Below are 18,296 nucleotides of genomic sequence, written 5' to 3'. Positions count from 1 at the left end.
TGTCTGCTTTCAAGTGATATTCTGTGTTCAACCTGTTTTTGCAGGTAGGATATTAATATTGCTACAGGGGCAGTAAATTGAAAAAGAAACCAGTTTATGGAATTAACGCTTTTCCCGTGGAATTAGAAGCAGAAATTCGGGCATTAGCTGATTTGGCTTGTGGGAATGCTCAAACATTACTTGAAACAGAAAATATTCATGAAAAATGGACAAAGCCAGAGTTCCGTTACCAATTTTATACGTTGGCTCACTATGGTTTTTATCAAGCTCAAGAAATGGCAATTATATCTCTGATGGATGAGTCAAAACTGATAGCGGGCAAGCAAGTTTTGTATCGTAAAGTGATCGATTCTATTGCTTGGAAAATGATTGCAAATCAGTTGTATATTGCCCGTCGACTTTATAGAGAGAAAAAGCAACCATCATTAAATCACTCTAATGTTGAGTCAGTGCGACAAGCAGCTAGAAGTATGACTTCTGATGATTTTTATCAATTTTCTTTGTTATCGGATCTGACTGCATTTATACAAATAGGTGATTTACTTACAATCAATCCAAGTCAAGGAGTTTTCGCTTCTGAAGTTAAAGAAGGTGAGGTTAATGAGAAGATTGTTAATTTTATCAACCAAAGTCCAGATGAAATTTCTATCTATAATTTTCGCGAAAAAGAAGGATTAAAGGTTTCCAATCAAATGGATAGAGTTATTAGGCAAAAAGCTCGATTACAACATGTTTATGAAATATTGACTGATAATCAAAGTGTTGACCCAGATTCCAAGCATGGCGTTATAATAAAACCTGATCCGGTGAAATTAGAGCTATGGGATGATGAGTTGTCAAAACTAATTGATGAATCAAATAGTAAGGGATATGCACTTGCTCATATAGATAATTGTTTATTTGTCGGTGTTTATCGAGATAGGAGTCGTTTTATTAGTGCGGAATTATTTAAAGGCTGGTTTGAAATGTGTGTGGGTAAACCTAATTATCCACGATGGAACTTGATTTCTGGAATGAATATTCCACTTGCTTTGCCAATTTTTTCTAGGCAATTACCAATTGAGCATATGTTCGGCATTGTATTTGGTCGCGTCGTTGTTCATCTTGCTCTTAATATGGATGCGTTTATTGAATTGTGTAACGAAATGGGCTTGAAAGCGTGTTGGTCAACTCGAAAAGAGGCGGCTGGTTATAGAAGAGGAAAAGATTACCCATGGTTTTTTGATAATCGAGTGATTTTACTGGGTGATGAAAAATCTAATGTTTTAGATGAAGGGATTTTCATGAGGATTTTTTTTCACGGTACAAAACCAAAATCGGCAGTAAATATATTTCAATCGTTCGATGAGCTTGTCAAAAGTAATGGGAAATAAAGTCTTCTTCCAGAAGCATCAAAGAATAGATGCTTCTGGAAAATCCAAAGACGAATTATTTACGCCTCATACCCCAACACCGGAGCCAACCACCGCTCCGCTTCCGCAATCGTCATCCCCTTACGCTTGGCGTAATCGTCCACCTGATCCCGCGCAATCCGCCCAATACCGAAGTAACGCGATTCCGGGTGGCTGAAATACCAACCAGACACCGATGAAGCCGGATACATCGCAAATGAGCTGGTCAGTTCCATGCCCGTATTCGCTTCCACATCCAGCAACGTCCACAACGTGGCCTTCTCGGTGTGATCCGGGCAGGCAGGGTAGCCGGGCGCAGGGCGAATCCCCTGATATTTCTCGGCAATCATCGCGTTGTTATCCAGCGTTTCATCGGCTGCATAGCCCCAGAATTCCTTGCGCACGCGCTCGTGCATCCGTTCTGCCAAGGCTTCCGCCAGACGATCACACAAGGCTTCCAGCATGATGGCGCTGTAATCGTCGTGCTTTGCGCGGAAGGCTTTCAGGTGCGGCTCAATGCCAAAGCCGGTGCTCACGGCAAACACGCCCATCCAGTCCGCTTTGCCCGATTCGATTGGCGCGACGAAATCGCCCAAACAGAAATTCGGCTGCTGCCCGTTACGTTCCATCTGCATCCGCAAATTGTGCAACACGGTCAGTTGCTCGCTGCGGCTTTCGTCGGTGTACAGCACCACGTCATCGCCTTGCGCATTCGCCGGGAAGAAACCCACAATCGCTTTGGCTTGCACCCACTTTTCATCCACCAGCGTTTTCAACATCGCTTGCGCATCGGCATACAGCTTGGTGCATTCTTCGCCCACGATTTCATCGGTGAGGATGTCGGGGAAACGCCCCGCCATTTCCCAACTACGGAAAAATGGTGTCCAGTCAATCCGCTCCATCAACTCTGCCAACGGATAATCGTTGAACACCAGCGGGGTGAGGGTGGTCGGCTTCGGCGGCGTGTAATTCGCCCAATCCACCTTGAACTTGTTTTCTCGTGCCGCTGCAATGCTGATTAATTTGCGTTCGGTCTGATTCGCTGCCCGCTTGACGCGCACCTGCTCGTATTCGGCACGAATGCTGGCCACGTAATCCGGTTTCTGTTCCTTCGACAGTAGCGCACTCGCCACACCGACGGCACGCGACGCATCCGCCACATACACCACGATGTCGTTCTTAAACTGCGGCTCGATTTTCACCGCCGTATGAATCTTGGACGTGGTAGCCCCGCCAATCAGCAAGGGCACATGAAAATCCTGCCGCTGCATCTCTTTCGCCACATGCACCATTTCATCCAGCGACGGCGTGATCAGCCCGGAAAGACCGATAATATCCACTTTCTCATCGCGTGCGACTTGCAGGATTTTTTCGGCAGAAACCATTACGCCGAGGTCAATCACTTCGTAGCTATTGCACTGCAATACCACGCCGACGATGTTCTTGCCGATGTCATGCACGTCGCCTTTCACGGTTGCCATGAGGATTTTGCCGTTGGCTTGCACTTCGCACCCGGCCTTTTCCAGTTCCATGAATGGGTCGAGGTAGGCTACCGATTTTTTCATGACGCGGGCGGATTTCACCACTTGCGGCAGGAACATTTTGCCCGCCCCGAACAGGTCGCCGACCACGTTCATGCCGTCCATCAACGGGCCTTCGATGACCAGCAGCGGACGCCCGAGTTTCAGCCGTGCCTCTTCAGTGTCTTCGTTGACGAAGGCATCAATGCCTTTCACCAGCGCGTGTTCGAGGCGCTTTTCAACCGCCCATGAACGCCATTCGAGGTCTTCTTTCTTAACCTCGGTCATGCCGTCGCCCTTGTATTTGGCGGCAATATCCAGCAAGCGTTCGGTTGCACCCGCATCCTTGTTCTGGATCACGTCTTCGACCGCATTGCGCAACTCGGCGGGAATGTCGTCGTACACTGACATTTGTGAGGCGTTGACGATGCCCATGTTCATGCCCGCTTTGATGGCATGGTAGAGGAACACGCTGTGGATGGCTTCGCGCACCGGGTTATTGCCCCGGAAGGAGAACGACACGTTAGAAACCCCGCCGGAAATACTCGCATACGGCAGGTTCTTGCGAATCCAGCGGGTGGCTTCGATGAAATCCACCGCGTAATTATTGTGTTCGTCGATGCCGGTTGCGACGGCGAAGATGTTCGGGTCGAAAATAATGTCTTCGGGCGGGAAGCCGACTTGTTCCGTCAATATCTTGTAAGCGCGTGTGCAAATCTCGATTTTCCGCGCTTGCGTATCGGCTTGGCCTTGCTCGTCGAAGGCCATTACGATCACCGCTGCCCCGTAACGGCGCACCAGCTTGGCTTGGTGGATGAATTTTTCCTCGCCTTCCTTCATGGAAATCGAGTTGACGATGCCTTTGCCTTGAATGCACTTCAAACCGGCTTCGATAACTTCCCATTTGGAGGAGTCGACCATCACCGGCACGCGGGCAATATCCGGTTCGGAAGCGATCAGGTTGAGGAAACGGGTCATTTCCTTTTCCGCATCCAGCAAGCCTTCGTCCATGTTTACGTCGATGATTTGTGCGCCGCCTTCGACCTGTTCCAGTGCGACTTCGAGGGCTTCGCTGTATTGGCCTTCCTTGATCAGGCGCTTGAATTTGAGCGAGCCGGTGACGTTGGTACGTTCGCCGACGTTCACAAACAGGCTGTTGGCACCGATGCTGAACGGTTCCAGCCCGGAAAGGCGGCATTCAGGGGTAATGTCGGGCAGTTGGCGCGGTGGAATCCCGGCGACAGCTTGCGCAATCGACTTGATGTGTGCTGGCGAGGTGCCGCAGCAACCGCCGACGATGTTCAAAAAGCCGCTCTGCGCCCATTCTTTGATGTGGACGGCCATTTCCGCGCCATCCATGTCGTATTCGCCCATCTCGTTCGGCAACCCGGCATTCGGGTGGGCAGAAACGTGGGTGGCGGATACGCGCGACATTTCTTCGACATACTGGCGCAGCAAATCCGGCCCTAGTGCGCAGTTCAGCCCGAAGGAAATGGCATCGGAATGTGCCAGCGCATTGTAAAACGCTTCGGTGGTTTGCCCGGAAAGCGTGCGCCCGGATGCATCGGTAATTGTGCCGGAAATCATGATCGGCAACTCGATCCCGTCTTCGTCGAACACTTGCTTGACCGCAAATACCGCTGCCTTGGCATTGAGGGTGTCGAAAATGGTTTCGATCAGGATAATGTCCGCGCCGCCTTCGATCAGGCCACGGGTGGATTCCATGTAGGCTACCACCAGCGCATCGAAGGTAACGTTGCGGAAACCGGGGTCGTTCACGTCGGGCGAAATGCTGCATGTACGGCTGGTGGGGCCGAGTACGCCTGCGACGAAACGTGGTTTTTCCGGCGTGCTGTATTCGTCGGCAACCGAACGCGCCAGCTTTGCCGCCGCCACGTTGATTTCATACGATAGCTCTTGCATGTCGTAATCGGTCATCGAAATCGTGGTGGCGTTGAAGGTGTTGGTTTCCAGAATATCCGCACCAACTGCGAGGTATTCGCCATGAATCGCCCGGATAATCTGCGGTTGGCTCAACACCAACAAGTCGTTATTGCCTTTGACATCGGTGTGCCAATGGGCGAAACGTTCGCCACGATAATCGGCTTCTTCCAGCTTGTAACGCTGGATCATCGTACCCATCGCGCCGTCAAGAATCAGGATGCGGTCGGCAAGGGCTTGCTGGAGTTGGGTTGTGCGGTTCATGTTTACATCATCAGCAGTTTAAATAAGGTGGGTATCGTACCAGAATCTAGCGGGGAGAACATAAACCGCCCGATGTTTTCATGGATCGCCGTGGGGTGACGGGGCTGCAAACAAGGTCAGCAAAAGCTCGGCATCATCAATCAGGCGATAGACCGGGCGTTTGCCGGATAACTGTTCGCTTTCGGTGAGGATAATCAGTTTCAGCTTGGATAGAAACTCGCGGTCATCTTTGGGCGATAGGGGTGAGCGGAAACGCTGCCATAATGGGGTTTTGAGGTCGTCGAGGGAGGCTTGTACAATCGGTATCAAACGACACGAAACACCATCTTCGACCCACTTCCGCTATACTTGCCTTGTATCCTCGAAAGGCACGGCAACGCATGAAAAAACTCCCTATCGGTATCCGCCGTGGTGCTAATCGACGAATGCGACAAGCCCATGAACGACCAGATCGACCACCCAGAACGGGCTATCTAACTGCGTGACGGCCTGAAAAACCTGTATTCTGTGTTGAAAGGGGGCGACACCCTGCTACGCTTCGTGTTACTAACTGGCGTCTCGAAATTCTCGCAAGTCTCGCTGTTCAGTGATTTGAATAACCTGCAAGACATCACTCTGCGTTCCACCTATTCCAGTCTGTGCGGTTACACCCAAGTTGAATTGGAACAAAACTTCGCTGACTATCTGCCGGGGGTCAATCTGGAGCAAATGCGCCGTTGGTACAACGGTTACAACTGGCTGGGCGAATCCGTCTACAACCCCTTTGACGTGCTGCTGTTTCTGCAAGAAAAACGCTACCGCAGCCACTGGTTTGCCACAGCCACCCCCACGTTTTTACTTAAACTGCTCAAAGCGGGGCAATATTACCTGCCAGAACTGGAGCACTTTGAAGTGCATGAAGCCAGCCTTGGCAGCAGCTTGCCCCTCAATAAGGGTAGGTATCGAACCCAATAGGCTGGTGGTATGCTCCACTTCACCACGTTTTTTAGGAGGAGGATTCATGTCAGCAGAGCATCCTATTGTTGCCATTACCGGCGCTATGGAATCGGGTTCAGTATCGGTTATCCAAGCATTGGAGCGGATTTTTTACCGGGAGCGGGTCAAAGCGGTCTACATTGACGGCAGTGCTTTCCGCCGTTATGACCGTAACACCATGCGTGAAGCGGTGCGTGAGGCCGAACAACAAGGCAAAACCCTGGGGCATTTCGGCCCTGAAGGCAACCATCTCGAAAAGCTGGAAAGCCTGTTTTTTGAATACGCGGCAACAGGTGGTGGTTTGTCTCGGCACTACTTGCACACCGACACCCAAGCACGCAAATTCGGGCAGGAAGTCGGCACGTTTACGCCGTGGGAACGTATGGATCCTGACAGCGATTTATTGTTGTATCGCGGTTTGCATGGCGCTGCTTCGGTCGACGAGATTGATTTGTCACAATACCCCGACTTGTCGATCGGGATTGCGCCGAATGCGAATCTGGAGTGGATGAGTAAAATCCAGCACGAAGTCTACAACCGTAGTGTGCCGTTGGAGGATGCGAAAGAAGCTTTGCTGAAGCGTCTCAACGATTATGTGAGCCACATTACCCCGCAATTCATGCGCACGCATATCAATTTCCAGCTTATTCCCTTAGTGGATACGTCTGACCCGTTTGGGGCTGAAGCGGTGCCGTCGGCGGATGAGTGCTATCTGATTATCCATTTCATCGACAAATACTGGCCTAATTTCGTCCCGTTGCTCGCGGATATTCCGGGGGCGTTCATGACGCGCCGCAATACCATGGTGGTTCCCAGCAGCAAAATGCTGATGGCGATTGAGCTGGTATTAATGCCGATTATCCACGACCTGATCAACGCCAGCCGCCAGTTACGCGGTATTACGGATGTGCCAGAAGATCGAGGCGCGGGTGTATTGGGTCTGGTAGAATAAGCGCTTTTGGGTAAGCGCCAACGTGATTTACAGAAAGGAAATTGACGGGTTACGCGCCTTGGCGGTCATCCCGGTGATCTTGTTCCATGCCGGGTTTGCGGCGGTGAGCGGCGGCTTTGTGGGTGTGGATGTCTTTTTTGTCATCAGCGGCTACCTGATTACTTCGATCATTCTGGAAGAACTGGCGGCGGGACGTTTCACTGTCGCCGGTTTCTATGAACGCCGTGCCCGGCGCATTTTACCTGCTTTATTTTTCGTATTACTCGCGTGTTTGCCGTTGGCGTGGTGGCTATTGCTGCCCGCCGAAATGGTCGACTTTGGTAAGAGTATGGCAGCGGTAGCGGTGTTTGCTTCCAATATCCTGTTTTGGTTGCAGACCGATTATTTTGCGGCGACGGCGGAACAGATTCCCTTGCTGCATACGTGGAGCCTCGCGGTTGAGGAGCAATATTATCTGGTGTTTCCACTGTTCATGCTGTTGGCATGGGGCTTGGGCAAGCGCTGGTTGGTAGGGTTGATTTCGCTGGTCGCCTTGCTGAGCTTGGGCTGGTCGGAATGGTTATGGCGCGGTTCGGTGGAAGCCAATTTCTACCTGATTCCCAGCCGGGCATGGGAATTGATGCTGGGGGCATTGGCGGCGTTCTACTTGCAAAATAAAGCTTCTCCACAAGGAATGCTGGCACAAGTGGGCAGTCTAGGTGGTCTTGCCTTGCTGGGTTATGCGGTGTTTTTCTTTCATGACGGCATTCCGTTTCCCAGCTTGTATGCGTTAGTGCCGACCGTCGGGGCACTGCTGCTGATTGTGGCGGCGACGCCAGCCACGTGGGTGGGCAAGTTGCTGGCCAGCCCGCCGTTGGTGGGTATCGGGCTGATTTCCTACAGTGCTTATTTGTGGCATCAGCCCCTGTTTGTGTTTGCACGGATGCAGGCGCTGGATGAGCCAAGCACGGCTTTCATGGCAGGCTTGAGTGTGCTGACGTTGGTGCTGGCGTGGTTTAGCTGGCGCTTTGTGGAAAAGCCGTTCCGTGACCGCAGCCGTTTTACTCGTACCCAAATTTTCAGCGGTGCGGTGATTGGCAGCTTGCTGTTTATCGCCTTGGGCGCAGCCTTAGTGCTGACTGATGGGCTGGCAAGCCGCTTTGCAGAGTGAGAAAATGATGATGAAAATGTATATACCATTATTTGTGGGCTTGTTGTGTTTTGGCAGCATGATGCCTGCATCAGCCGATAGCCGCGAGGCATTATTGAAAGCGACTGATACCGAAGTCAGCGGCGAATACACCCGCCAGCGCTTCCTTGCTGTGCAAAAAAAGCCGTTTGACCCTGCCGACAAGCGTAAAAAAGCGCTGATTATCGGCGACAGCCATGCGCAGGATTTCTTCAACAGCGTGCTGGAAAATGGCTACTTGGCGAATTACCAACTGAGTACCCGCTACATTCCCACCCGTTGCCAGATGTTTTTTGGCGAAAAGGGTGCAGAAAATATCCAGCCTAAGGATACCGCTTTATGTGAGGCATCCGATAACCTGACGCAGGCAGCCGCGCAGATTGCTGAAGCTGATGTGGTGATTATGGTGGCTCGTTGGCAAGAATGGGCAGCAAAACTGTTGCCAGAAACCCTTAAAAGCATGAACTTACGCGCTGAGCAGTCTTTGGTGGTGTTGGGGGCAAAGGATTTCGGCCGAGTGTCGGTCAGGAATTACCTGAAGCTATCCGACGATGAATTACGCGTCTTGAGCAACAAGGTTGACCCCAAGCCTTTGGCAACCAACCAGCTATTGCGTGATAGCTTGGGGGATAAGGTTTTCGTGGATCAGCAACGCCTGATTTGCGGGGAAGGCGCAAGCTGCCGCCTGTTCACGGATGATGCGCAACTGATTTCCTACGACGGCGGGCATTTGACACCCGCCGGGGCGAAATACGTGGGGCAGTTGCTGTTTACTAACTCACTGCTCCAGCGGTTTCAGTAAGTCCATCAAGTCTTCAGAGCTGAAGCGCACGCTTTCTTGCGCTCCAGCTTCTGAGTACAGGCTATTGGCCAACATCTGCTTTTTCTCTTGCAGCTTGAGGATTTTTTCCTCCACTGTGTCTTCCGTAATCAGTTTATAGACGAATACGGGTTTGTCCTGACCGATGCGGTAAGCGCGGTCGGTAGCTTGCTGTTCCGCCGCTGGGTTCCACCACGGGTCGTAATGAATAACGGTGTCGGCAGCGGTGAGGTTTAGCCCGGTACCGCCTGCTTTGAGGCTGATCAGGAATACTTTGGCATCGCCTTCCTGAAAGTCGGCAATGACTTCATCGCGGTTTTTGGTTTGCCCGGTCAATTTGGTGTATGCAATTTTTGAGGCAATCAGTTCTTCTTCGATCAAAGCTAACATCGAGGTGAATTGCGAGAACAGCAAGACCTTGCGGCCTTCTTCGAGCATTTCTGGCAATAAGGTCATCAGCAGTTCGAGTTTGGCGGACTGTTTGACCTTGGCTGCTTTGTCGAGCTTGACCAAACGTGGGTCGCAGCAGACTTGGCGTAATTTCAGTAGTGCGTCGAGAATCATGATATGGCTGCGGGCGAAACCTTTTTTGCCGATTTCTTCCTGTAACTTGGTGTCCATCGCGAGGCGCACGGTTTCGTACAGGTCGCGTTGTTTGCCTTCAAGTGCCACGCTGCGGATGATCTCGGTTTTGGGGGGCAATTCGCTGGCAACCAGTTCCTTGGTACGACGTAACATGAAGGGCAATACCCGCTGGCGCAATTGCTGTTGCCTGCCTACATCGCCTTGTTTTTCAATCGGGGTGCGGAACAGGCGAGTAAATTTGTCGTGCGCACCCAAAAAGCCGGGCATCAGGAAGTGGTACATTGACCATAATTCGCCGAGGTGGTTTTCCAGTGGTGTGCCGGTCAGGCACAAGCGGTGGCGTGCTTTGAGGGTGTAAATCACTTGGGTGGTACGTGAAGCCGCATTCTTGATGGCTTGGGCTTCATCCAGTATCAGGTAGTGGAAGGTTTGGCGCAGGTATTGTTCTTCATCACGCACGATCAGCGGGTAAGTGGTGAGGATCAGGTCATATTCACCCAGATGCTCAAAGTGCTTGTGACGCTCATTACCGTGGATGATTAGCACCCGCAAATCAGGAGTGAAGCGAGCTGCTTCGCGGCGCCAGTTCCCCATCAGGCTGGTGGGAGCGATGACCAGCGCGGGCTGTTCCAGTCGCCCGGTCTGCTTTTCTATCAGTAAGTGCGCGAGGGTTTGCAGGGTTTTGCCCAAGCCCATGTCGTCGGCGAGGATGCCGTTGAACTGGTATTCGCGCAGGAATTGTAGCCAGTTCAAGCCGTCGTGCTGGTAATGGCGCAATTCGGCATTCAAACCTTCCGGTAGTGTAATGGCTTGAATACCTTGGAAATCCTGCAATTTCTGGGTGAGGATGAGGAGTTCTTCCGCGCCTTTCCATTTCATGCCGGGGGCGTTGAGCAGTGCGCCCAGTGCCGTCCCTTGGTATTTGCTGAGTTCCAGATTGCCGTTGGCATTGAGTGGCTGGTGGTCGTAGAGTTCGACCAGCGTGTCGAGGATTCCACCCAGGCGCTGTGATTCGAGTTTGGCCCAGCGGTTGCCGGATAGCGGTACGAAAATGTAGGGCTGGCGTTCCAGTAAATCACGCAAGGCTTGTGGGCTTTCCATTTGCCCGAGCATGTCGACCAGAATTGGCAGCAGGTTAATACGCTGGCCTTCCACCTCAAAGCCGAGGCTGATTTCAAACCAGTCGTTGCCGTTGGCACTTTCCTCCCACGCGGCATCGAGGTCGCCGACGATATCAAAATTCAGGTCAAAGGCGTCATCCAGCGTGACGTTCCAGCCGTCCGCACGCAATGCCTCTACCCCGTGGTCGAGGAAATCATTCCAGCGTAATGCTGTCAGTGCTGGGGAGTCCGGGTGCATTAGCAGTTCAAGACGGTGTAGGTCAGGAAATCGGTTGTTGGCTGTTTCAAAACCGTAGTCCTCAAGGGTGTCGAGTGCTTGTTGTTCAGCGTCAAGGTCGCGGTGGATGCGGTAGCGTTGTTTGCCCGTTTTCAACAAGGTGCTGGGCTTGTGTTGGGCGGGCTGTAGCAGCTTGTCAGCGTAATGGAAGCGCAGGCTGGCAATGTGAGTTTCAAGGCCGGTTTCCGGCAGCGTGACGGTGCGTAGGTACAGGTCGGGTATGGGTGTGGCGTGCACATCTTCGATTTGCTGGTGCACTTTTAGGGATGGAGCGGGAATTTCAGCATCCGGTAGGACTTCTAATAAGCGCTCACTGACACGTTCGGCTTGTTCGGCGGGTATCGGTGGTGCATTCAGGAATTTTTCAACTTGTGCGAAGCTAAGGTCAGGGTGTTGTAACCAGCCGCATGTTTGTGTTTCCGTGTCAATGTACCAGAGCTTGTTATTGAGCCAGAAATAGCGGGTGATGGGGCGTTCAGGGGTTAGGCTGACCGTGAATGTGTCATTATTTTTTTGCCATTCAAATTGGAATTCTAGCGACTTTCCCCAATGCAGCGGTTGTATATCGCGTTGCCATGTGTCGACATTTGCCCAGAAAGCTCGCCCAGTTTTGAGAATTTCGAGAAGTACTTGTTCGCCAGTTTTACCGTTTAAAGTGCCTTTGTTCCAGTGATGCAAAAAGCGCATTCCTGGCATCGCGAGCAGTTGGGCAATCATCAGGTCGTGAGGTTCGTAACCGAAGTTGCGGGCGCGGTAAGGGGTTAGGAGGGCTTCTAGTTGGACGTGGGAGGGCTTGCCATAACCACCTTTTTTCAGCACATTGGCTTTGTATAGGCTCAAACTAGGGTGTTCGTAGGCATCTATGTCAAGTAGGTAAAGCAAATGGGTGTTGTTAATGTCGGCCTCACCCTCAAAGGCTGGGAGAGAGGGTTTATCCGCATTGCTTAATGATTGCAGCCATAAATCGACAGGTGAGTGTGTTGCTGCTCTGGCTGTCGGCATGGTTGCGGCCATAAAAGCGGGAACAGCTTTGCGTTGAGGTTCTTTGGCTTTTTGTTTTCGAGCGTGGTCAAGGTATTCAAACAGGGTGGCAACAGCGTGTTTACAGGCCATGGTGACAGGGCATGTACAAACGCCAGTCACCCAACGCGGGGAGTGCTCGTTGTAGTTGACTACCGTGACATAAGGTTCTTCACCACTACCCTGCACTTTGGCTGTGATAGAAATGTTACCATTGCCACTTTTTTCTGCTCGAAAATGAGTGACTTTTCCCGTTTCACAATAATCAATGCCACGTTCGATGGTCGTGGTATCGAAAACATTAAACAGAACAGTTTGGGGAAGATGATTGTCAGCAAGTAGGTCGAGGTATTTGGCTGTTAGGTGCATTTCGTTCGTTTATTTACCAGACTGAATTTTTAGTCGGGTCACATTGTGCAACGATGTGTTGAGTTTGTCACGGCAAGATATGAATTTATAAGTGATTGGTAGAGGGGCTATGTGTTGCCCCTCTACCGGATATTTACTTTTGCTTAAGCAGATCGCGGATTTCGCTCAGTAATACTTCTTGGTTAGAAGGCGCAGCAGGTGCTTCTGGTACGGCTTCTTGAGTACGTTTCATTTTGTTCATGGCTTTAACTGCAATGAAAATAGCCAAGGCTACAATGATGAAGTCAAAAATGGTTTGAACAAAAGCACCATACTTGAGGACAAGCGCTGGTACGTAATCGGGAGCCCCTTCAACACCGACGGCATCTTTGAGTTTGTATGCCATGTCACTAAAATCGATGCCACCTGTTAATAACCCCAGCAGTGGCATGACAACGCCATCTACCAAAGATGAAACGATTTTGCCAAATGCTGCCCCAATGATTACGCCGACGGCGAGATCCACAACATTACCTTTCATTGCAAATTCTTTGAATTCACTGACAAAACTCATAAACTATCTCCAATTAATAAAAAACATGCCCGCTGGTTTGACGAGGCACTAGTCACTTTGGTTCACCATGAGTAGCTTATATTTTGAACTATAATAAGACTAGCCTTTTCAGATAATAGTTATTGTTTAGGCTATGAATGCAGATATTTTGCTTTTGAAGAATTAAACCACCTGGATTGCTGCCTAGATCAGGAATGGTGCGGGTGACACACCGGGCAGTTTGCATCCTGCTTCAGGCGCATTTCCCGCCATTCCATGTACTTGGCATCCAGCAGTAACAGCCGTCCGCTCAAGGTGGGTAAGCCCAGCAAAACCTTGAGTGTTTCGGTGGCCTGCATACTGCCGATAATGCCTGCTACGGGGGCGAGGATGCCGGTGGTGCTGCACGTATCGTCGGTTTCGCCTTCCTCACCATAAAGGCAACGGTAACAGGCGTTATCTGGCTGGCGAAAATCGAAGGTGGTGATTTGCCCTTCGAGACGGATCACCGCCCCGGAAACCAGTGGCTTACCCGCCGTTTTGCACGCCAGATTGAGGTTGAAACGGGTAGGGAAGTTATCGCTGCAATCCACTACCACATCATGCAAGGCGACCGTTGCCAGTAGTGCCGCATAGTCCAGTCGTTGTTGGATAGTATCAATCTGGATGGTGGGGTTTAATGCCCGTGCGGTCTGCGCGGCAGAGGCGACTTTCAATTGCCCGATACTGGCGGTGCTGTGGATCACCTGACGTTGCAGGTTAGTCAAATCCACTGTATCGAAATCGACGAGTGTCAATTGTCCCACTCCAGCAGCGGCAAGGTAAAGCGTCACCGGCGCACCCAAGCCCCCCATGCCAATAATCAGGGCTTTGGAAGCCAGCAAGCGTTCCTGTCCGTCAATGTCAACGTCGGGTAGCAGGATCTGGCGGCTATAACGTAGTAAGGTTTCATCATTCATGCAGGCATTTTATCGGAAAGTGACTGGCTATTCATCTACGGTTTGGCTGTTTGCACTTATAACTCCCTGAATAGTGACTTAGCGTCTATCTAACCTATAACGATAATATTCGGGGCTACCATGACAACCACCCATGCACCACAACGGGCATTTTTCCTGTTTACCTCTCCAGCCTTGTTGCTTGGTTTTGTCTGTGCGCTGATACCTGCTGTTGCGGGGGCGGATCAGCTTGTTGCACCCGCTAAGCAAGTGAATATGAATGAAGCTCCGCCACCGTGGCAGGGTGGGGCAAGTACTTCAGCACCGGCTGTGGAACAGGCTGTATCTAGTGGTTCCAGCGTCGAAAGCTGGTATCGTAACCGCCGAAAGATGGAGGCGAATCCCGCCAATGAACAGGCAACACTTCAGGCCGCAGCCGAGCAGGGGGATGCTAAAGCCCAGTACAAGCTGGCGATGCAATACCGCAAGGGTGACAGTTCCCCTGCCAATATCCAACAGTCACTGGAGTGGCAAAAAAAGTCTGCACAAGCAGGTTATGTAGAAGCCCAGTATGGCCTTGGTTTGTTGTATGCCAACGGACAATACGTGGCAGAAGATGCGCAGCAGGCACGTAACTGGTTCCAACAAGCGGCGTCTCAGGGGCATGTTGCCGCGCGTTTGGCATTGCTTTCCTTGAATAATGGTGCATCTGCTCAAGCGGTTGCCACTGCACCTGTGATGGTAGAAGCGCCACAGGCGGTTGCTATCGCCCCGCCACCGCCAGTATTACGCCCGCAAGCAATGGCTCCTGTGGTCGACCCTGCCAGCTACCCGGAGCCAGTGGCTACCAAAGTATCTTTGTCCGAGCCTGACCCCGTACCCGCCTCAGAACCTGAGCAAGATACTGCTAGTACGTCTGGCAATGTTGACCTGACCGGTATTGAACCGGAAGTATTACGTCAGTCGGCGGAAGCAGGCGACAAGCAGGCACAGTTGATGCTGGGAACCATGTATGAAGACGGCCTTGGCGGTTTACCTTCCGACTTGCGTGATGCGGCTTACTGGTATGAACAGGCTGCGAAACAGGGGTATCCGAAAGCCCAATATAACCTTGGCCTGTTGTATGAGGATGGGCGTGGCGTGAACCAGAATTACAATCAAGCGGCTTACTGGTATGAGAAGGCTGCCACTGCCGGTTTCACCGAAGCCCAGAATAACCTTGGTGTATTGTACGTGTTGGGTAACGGCGTCAAGAAGGATGCAAAAAAGGCTGAACAACTGTTTTCTGGTGCAGCTCGTAGCGGTAGCAGTGATGCACAACGTAACCTGGATATGCTGCGTAAGGGCTGAAGCTATTAGGCATTAACGCGTAATACTTCGTAAAAAACGAAGTATTAAGGTGTAAAATTCGACTTTTCCTTAAGTTCTGCGCATCGTATAGTTCTTGTCAAGGATCAGCAACAAGAATTCATAGGAGACAGACATGAAACTATCCACGCAAGGTCAACATGCCATTATGGCGATGCTGGCATTGGCTATCCACGACGATGAGGGTGCAGTGCGCTTGGGTGATCTTGCAGCGCAGCAGGGCATTTCGTTGTCTTACTTGGAACAGATATTTGCCCGCTTACGTAGCGAAGGTTTGGTCGAAGGCATCCGTGGCCCTGGTGGTGGTTATCGCCTGAGTCGCCATGCCGATGAAATTACCTTGGCAGATATCGTTTTGGCAGCCGAAGAAGAATCAGTCGCTGGGCGATTAGGCTCTACTCGGACAGAGTCTCTGGATCAACATTTGGTACAACAAATGTGGTTAGATCTAAGTGCGCAGTTTCAACAGTTTATGGAAGATATCACGCTGGAAAGCCTGATGGATGGTCATGAACTACCACGTAAAACTTACCAGATGGGTGAAACGGCCAGCATGATTGCTCGTATGTTCCCCGCACGGGAACTAAAACCCGGCATGATGCCTCAAATGGCTATGTAACCATACACACAATAATGTAAATGTTTTCGCACCGCTGCCCATACTCCTCCGAACACCGGGCAGCATCTCCCTAGCGGGGTTTGCCTTGAGCCAGCAACCCCGCTTTTTTTATGCCTACAACATCTGATTAGCGTCGAATTGGCGGTTGTCATTCATAAATGCGGGCTTATTTCGAGTATGCCTTTAGATGGTGTAGAATCGCGCCCAGATTTTCACGTTTATTGAGGAGACCAGAATGACAGATATGACACGCGAGCAAGTTGAAGCGTTACTGAAAGGCATCAAAGACCGTTATTTGGAGCAGGACATCGTATCCCTGCATCAAGTCAAGGACATTGCAGTGGATGGCGGCAAGGTAACGGTCAACATCGTGCAAGGTTATCCGGCGGGTGAGTATCGCGATGAGCTGGCCGCCGAAATCAAGGCAGCGCTGACGGCTGCGGGCGCTGCTGATGCCACTGTCAGCGTTACCACGCAGGTAGCTGCTCATGCCGTGCAAAAAAGTGTCAAGCGTAAGGATGGCATCAAAAACATCATTGCGGTTGCTTCTGGTAAAGGCGGCGTTGGTAAGTCCACGACAGCCGTCAATCTGGCGTTGGCACTCAAAGCCGATGGCGCAACCGTCGGGATGCTGGATGCGGACATCTACGGCCCCAGCCAACCACGTATGTTAGGTATCTCGGGTCAACCGGAGTCTTCTGACGGTAAGAGCCTGGAGCCTATGGTAAACCACGGTATCAAAGCGATGTCGATCGGTTTCCTGATTGAAGAAGATACCCCGATGATCTGGCGTGGCCCTATGGTAACGCAAGCACTGGAACAGTTACTGGGTGACACCAATTGGGGCGATCTGGATTACCTCGTGGTGGATTTGCCACCGGGCACGGGCGATATCCAGTTGACGCTTTCGCAGAAAATCCCGGTATCGGGTGCGATCATCGTCACTACCCCGCAAGACATTGCGTTGCTGGATGCGCGTAAAGGTCTGAAAATGTTCGAGAAGGTCGAAGTGCCTATTCTTGGCATCGTCGAAAACATGAGTATGCACATTTGCAGCAACTGCGGCACGGTCGAGCACATCTTCGGCGAAGGCGGCGGTCAGCGCATGGCTGAGCAATTCGACGTGAATTATCTTGGTGGCTTACCACTGGACATTAAAATCCGTGAGCAAGTCGACAACGGTAATCCAACCGTCGTGTCTGACCCGGATGGCGCTGTGGCGAAAATCTACAAGGATATTTCCCGCCGTGCTGCGTCACGTTTGGCACAAAAAGCCAAGGATTACAGCACCAAGTTCCCGACTATCAAGATCATGAACGTTTAAACACTTTCACGCTTTCGTGTGAGTCACTATTAAGCCGTGGTATCTGCCACGGCTTTTTTGTTAGTATTCAGCACGTCCAACTAATATGAAGAACAATCCATGCTGAAACGAATTTCGATCCTGTTATCCTCTGCCTTACTGTTGCAAGCCTGTGCCAGCGGCGTCCCCGGTGTTATTGAACAACCCAAGATTTCCATCCAGAACATCGGCTTACAGGATATTTCCCTGACCGAAGGGGTTGCGGTTGTGACGCTCAATGTCGCTAACCCGAATGCTTTCCCTATTCCGTTGAAAGGCATCCAATACGGCTTAAGCTTGAATGGGCATCCGGTTGCCAGCGGCGATCAATCTCAGGATATGAGCATTGGCGCACGTCAGGAAATGCCCATCAATATTCCGGTGAAGCTGGATTTCATGCAATTGCTGCAACTTGCACCGGAAGCGATGAAAACCCGTAGCCTGCAATACGACTTAACGGGGGCGGTGAAACTACCATTCATCAGTGTGCCATTCCAGCGTCAAGGCGGGGTAGGAGTACGTCAATGAGTATCAAATCTGACCATTGGATTCGCCGTATGGCGGACGCACAATGCATGATCGAACCCTTTGAGCCGGGGCAAATCCGTTCGGTCAATGGGGAAAAAATCGTTTCCTACGGCACATCCAGTTACGGTTACGACGTGCGTTGTGCCAACGAATTCAAGATTTTCACCAATATCAACAGCACTATCGTTGACCCGAAGAACTTTGACGAAAAGAGCTTTGTCGACTTCAAAGGTGATGTCTGCATTATCCCGCCCAACTCGTTTGCCTTGGCACGCACGGTGGAATATTTCCGTATTCCGCGCAGTACGCTGGTGGTGTGTCTGGGGAAATCGACGTATGCGCGTTGCGGCATTATTGTGAACGTAACGCCCTTGGAACCCGAATGGGAAGGGCATGTGACGTTGGAGTTCTCCAACACCACCACCTTGCCCGCAAAAATCTACGCCAACGAAGGCGTGGCGCAAATGCTGTTCTTTGAGTCGGATGAAGTCTGCTCCACGTCCTACAAAGACCGTGGCGGCAAATACCAAGGGCAAACCGGCGTTACCCTGCCGAAAACCTGAGTT

The 18,296-nt window shown here is 51.3% G+C and carries 15 protein-coding genes; 10 read left to right on the top strand and 5 right to left on the bottom strand.

What is annotated here, in order from left to right:
- Positions 1-77: 77 nt before the first annotated feature.
- Positions 78-1,373 carry a hypothetical protein gene (locus tag Q394_RS0113745; protein WP_028489778.1) on the top strand — a complete coding sequence of 432 codons (1,296 nt, stop codon included), beginning with the start codon at positions 78-80 and terminating at the stop codon, positions 1,371-1,373.
- A gap of 59 nt (positions 1,374-1,432) precedes the next feature.
- On the opposite strand, the gene metH is transcribed toward Q394_RS0113745, so the two are convergent.
- Both metH and Q394_RS0113735 read right to left on the bottom strand, forming a co-directional pair.
- On the bottom strand, positions 1,433-5,116 hold the full coding sequence (gene metH, locus Q394_RS0113740; RefSeq protein ID WP_028489777.1) for a methionine synthase: 3,684 nt from the start codon (positions 5,114-5,116) through the stop codon (positions 1,433-1,435).
- Between the two features lie 78 nt (positions 5,117-5,194).
- Positions 5,195-5,425, bottom strand: a complete 231-nt coding sequence (locus Q394_RS0113735) for a hypothetical protein (protein ID WP_028489776.1) — start codon at positions 5,423-5,425, stop codon at positions 5,195-5,197.
- Positions 5,426-5,626: 201 nt separating this feature from the next.
- Between Q394_RS0113735 and Q394_RS0113730 the strand changes: the two genes are divergently transcribed.
- The 4 genes from Q394_RS0113730 to Q394_RS0113715 are packed head-to-tail and all read left to right on the top strand — an operon-like array spanning position 5,627 to position 9,013.
- Positions 5,627-6,070, top strand: coding sequence for a P-loop NTPase family protein (locus Q394_RS0113730; protein ID WP_245606795.1), 444 nt, complete (start codon positions 5,627-5,629; stop codon positions 6,068-6,070).
- Positions 6,071-6,116: 46 nt separating this feature from the next.
- Positions 6,117-7,043: a nucleoside/nucleotide kinase family protein gene (locus Q394_RS0113725; RefSeq protein WP_028489774.1), complete on the top strand. Its 927-nt coding sequence runs from the start codon at positions 6,117-6,119 to the stop codon at positions 7,041-7,043.
- 22 nt (positions 7,044-7,065) lie between these two features.
- The gene (locus tag Q394_RS20415) at positions 7,066-8,193 is read left to right on the top strand and encodes an acyltransferase family protein (protein WP_038141588.1); all 1,128 of its coding nucleotides are present in this window, start codon (positions 7,066-7,068) and stop codon (positions 8,191-8,193) included.
- 16 nt (positions 8,194-8,209) lie between these two features.
- Complete coding sequence (locus Q394_RS0113715; protein WP_156946877.1) at positions 8,210-9,013, top strand: SGNH hydrolase domain-containing protein; 804 nt, start codon at positions 8,210-8,212, stop codon at positions 9,011-9,013.
- Here Q394_RS0113715 and Q394_RS0113710 read toward each other — a convergent pair.
- The 3 genes from Q394_RS0113710 to Q394_RS0113700 form a co-directional block, all read right to left on the bottom strand.
- Positions 8,990-12,403, bottom strand: a complete 3,414-nt coding sequence (locus Q394_RS0113710) for a DEAD/DEAH box helicase (protein ID WP_028489772.1) — start codon at positions 12,401-12,403, stop codon at positions 8,990-8,992. The genes Q394_RS0113715 and Q394_RS0113710 overlap by 24 nt on opposite strands.
- 133 nt (positions 12,404-12,536) lie before the next feature.
- Positions 12,537-12,956 carry a large-conductance mechanosensitive channel protein MscL gene (gene mscL, locus Q394_RS0113705; protein ID WP_028489771.1) on the bottom strand — a complete coding sequence of 140 codons (420 nt, stop codon included), beginning with the start codon at positions 12,954-12,956 and terminating at the stop codon, positions 12,537-12,539.
- A 188-nt stretch (positions 12,957-13,144) separates the two neighbouring features.
- Positions 13,145-13,894, bottom strand: a complete 750-nt coding sequence (locus tag Q394_RS0113700; RefSeq protein WP_028489770.1) for a HesA/MoeB/ThiF family protein — start codon at positions 13,892-13,894, stop codon at positions 13,145-13,147.
- Positions 13,895-14,014: 120 nt separating this feature from the next.
- Between Q394_RS0113700 and Q394_RS0113695 the strand changes: the two genes are divergently transcribed.
- The 5 genes from Q394_RS0113695 (at position 14,015) to dcd (ending at position 18,293) form a co-directional block, all read left to right on the top strand.
- A complete protein-coding gene (locus tag Q394_RS0113695; protein WP_028489769.1) occupies positions 14,015-15,223 on the top strand; it encodes an SEL1-like repeat protein in 1,209 nt (402 codons plus the stop codon).
- A gap of 133 nt (positions 15,224-15,356) precedes the next feature.
- Positions 15,357-15,860 carry an Rrf2 family transcriptional regulator gene (locus Q394_RS20410; RefSeq protein WP_051543446.1) on the top strand — a complete coding sequence of 168 codons (504 nt, stop codon included), beginning with the start codon at positions 15,357-15,359 and terminating at the stop codon, positions 15,858-15,860.
- A 235-nt stretch (positions 15,861-16,095) separates the two neighbouring features.
- Complete coding sequence (gene apbC, locus Q394_RS0113685) at positions 16,096-17,184, top strand: iron-sulfur cluster carrier protein ApbC (protein ID WP_028489768.1); 1,089 nt, start codon at positions 16,096-16,098, stop codon at positions 17,182-17,184.
- A 99-nt stretch (positions 17,185-17,283) separates the two neighbouring features.
- Positions 17,284-17,730: an LEA/WHy family protein gene (locus Q394_RS0113680; protein WP_028489767.1), complete on the top strand. Its 447-nt coding sequence runs from the start codon at positions 17,284-17,286 to the stop codon at positions 17,728-17,730.
- On the top strand, positions 17,727-18,293 hold the full coding sequence (gene dcd / locus Q394_RS0113675; protein ID WP_028489766.1) for a dCTP deaminase: 567 nt from the start codon (positions 17,727-17,729) through the stop codon (positions 18,291-18,293). The genes Q394_RS0113680 and dcd overlap by 4 nt, the downstream gene beginning before the upstream one ends.
- Positions 18,294-18,296: the final 3 nt, after the last annotated feature.

Source organism: Thiothrix lacustris DSM 21227 (assembly GCF_000621325.1).
In the GTDB taxonomy this organism is placed as follows: domain Bacteria; phylum Pseudomonadota; class Gammaproteobacteria; order Thiotrichales; family Thiotrichaceae; genus Thiothrix; species Thiothrix lacustris.
The sequence above is the reverse complement of the archived record's forward strand: the minus strand, read 5'-3'. Positions and strand labels throughout refer to the sequence as shown.

Bases quoted from the DNA above. Each gene is read 5' to 3' on its own strand.
- metH (WP_028489777.1), bottom strand. From the start codon at position 5,116: ATGAACCGCACAACCCAACTCCAGCAAGCCCTTGCCGACCGCATCCTG.
- Q394_RS0113725 (WP_028489774.1), top strand. From the start codon at position 6,117: ATGTCAGCAGAGCATCCTATTGTTGCCATTACCGGCGCTATGGAATCG.
- Q394_RS0113715 (WP_156946877.1), top strand. From the start codon at position 8,210: ATGTATATACCATTATTTGTGGGCTTGTTGTGTTTTGGCAGCATGATG.
- Q394_RS0113710 (WP_028489772.1), bottom strand. From the start codon at position 12,403: ATGCACCTAACAGCCAAATACCTCGACCTACTTGCTGACAATCATCTT.
- mscL (WP_028489771.1), bottom strand. From the start codon at position 12,956: ATGAGTTTTGTCAGTGAATTCAAAGAATTTGCAATGAAAGGTAATGTT.
- Q394_RS0113700 (WP_028489770.1), bottom strand. From the start codon at position 13,894: ATGAATGATGAAACCTTACTACGTTATAGCCGCCAGATCCTGCTACCC.
- Q394_RS0113695 (WP_028489769.1), top strand. From the start codon at position 14,015: ATGACAACCACCCATGCACCACAACGGGCATTTTTCCTGTTTACCTCT.
- Q394_RS20410 (WP_051543446.1), top strand. From the start codon at position 15,357: ATGAAACTATCCACGCAAGGTCAACATGCCATTATGGCGATGCTGGCA.
- apbC (WP_028489768.1), top strand. From the start codon at position 16,096: ATGACAGATATGACACGCGAGCAAGTTGAAGCGTTACTGAAAGGCATC.
- Q394_RS0113680 (WP_028489767.1), top strand. From the start codon at position 17,284: ATGCTGAAACGAATTTCGATCCTGTTATCCTCTGCCTTACTGTTGCAA.
- dcd (WP_028489766.1), top strand. From the start codon at position 17,727: ATGAGTATCAAATCTGACCATTGGATTCGCCGTATGGCGGACGCACAA.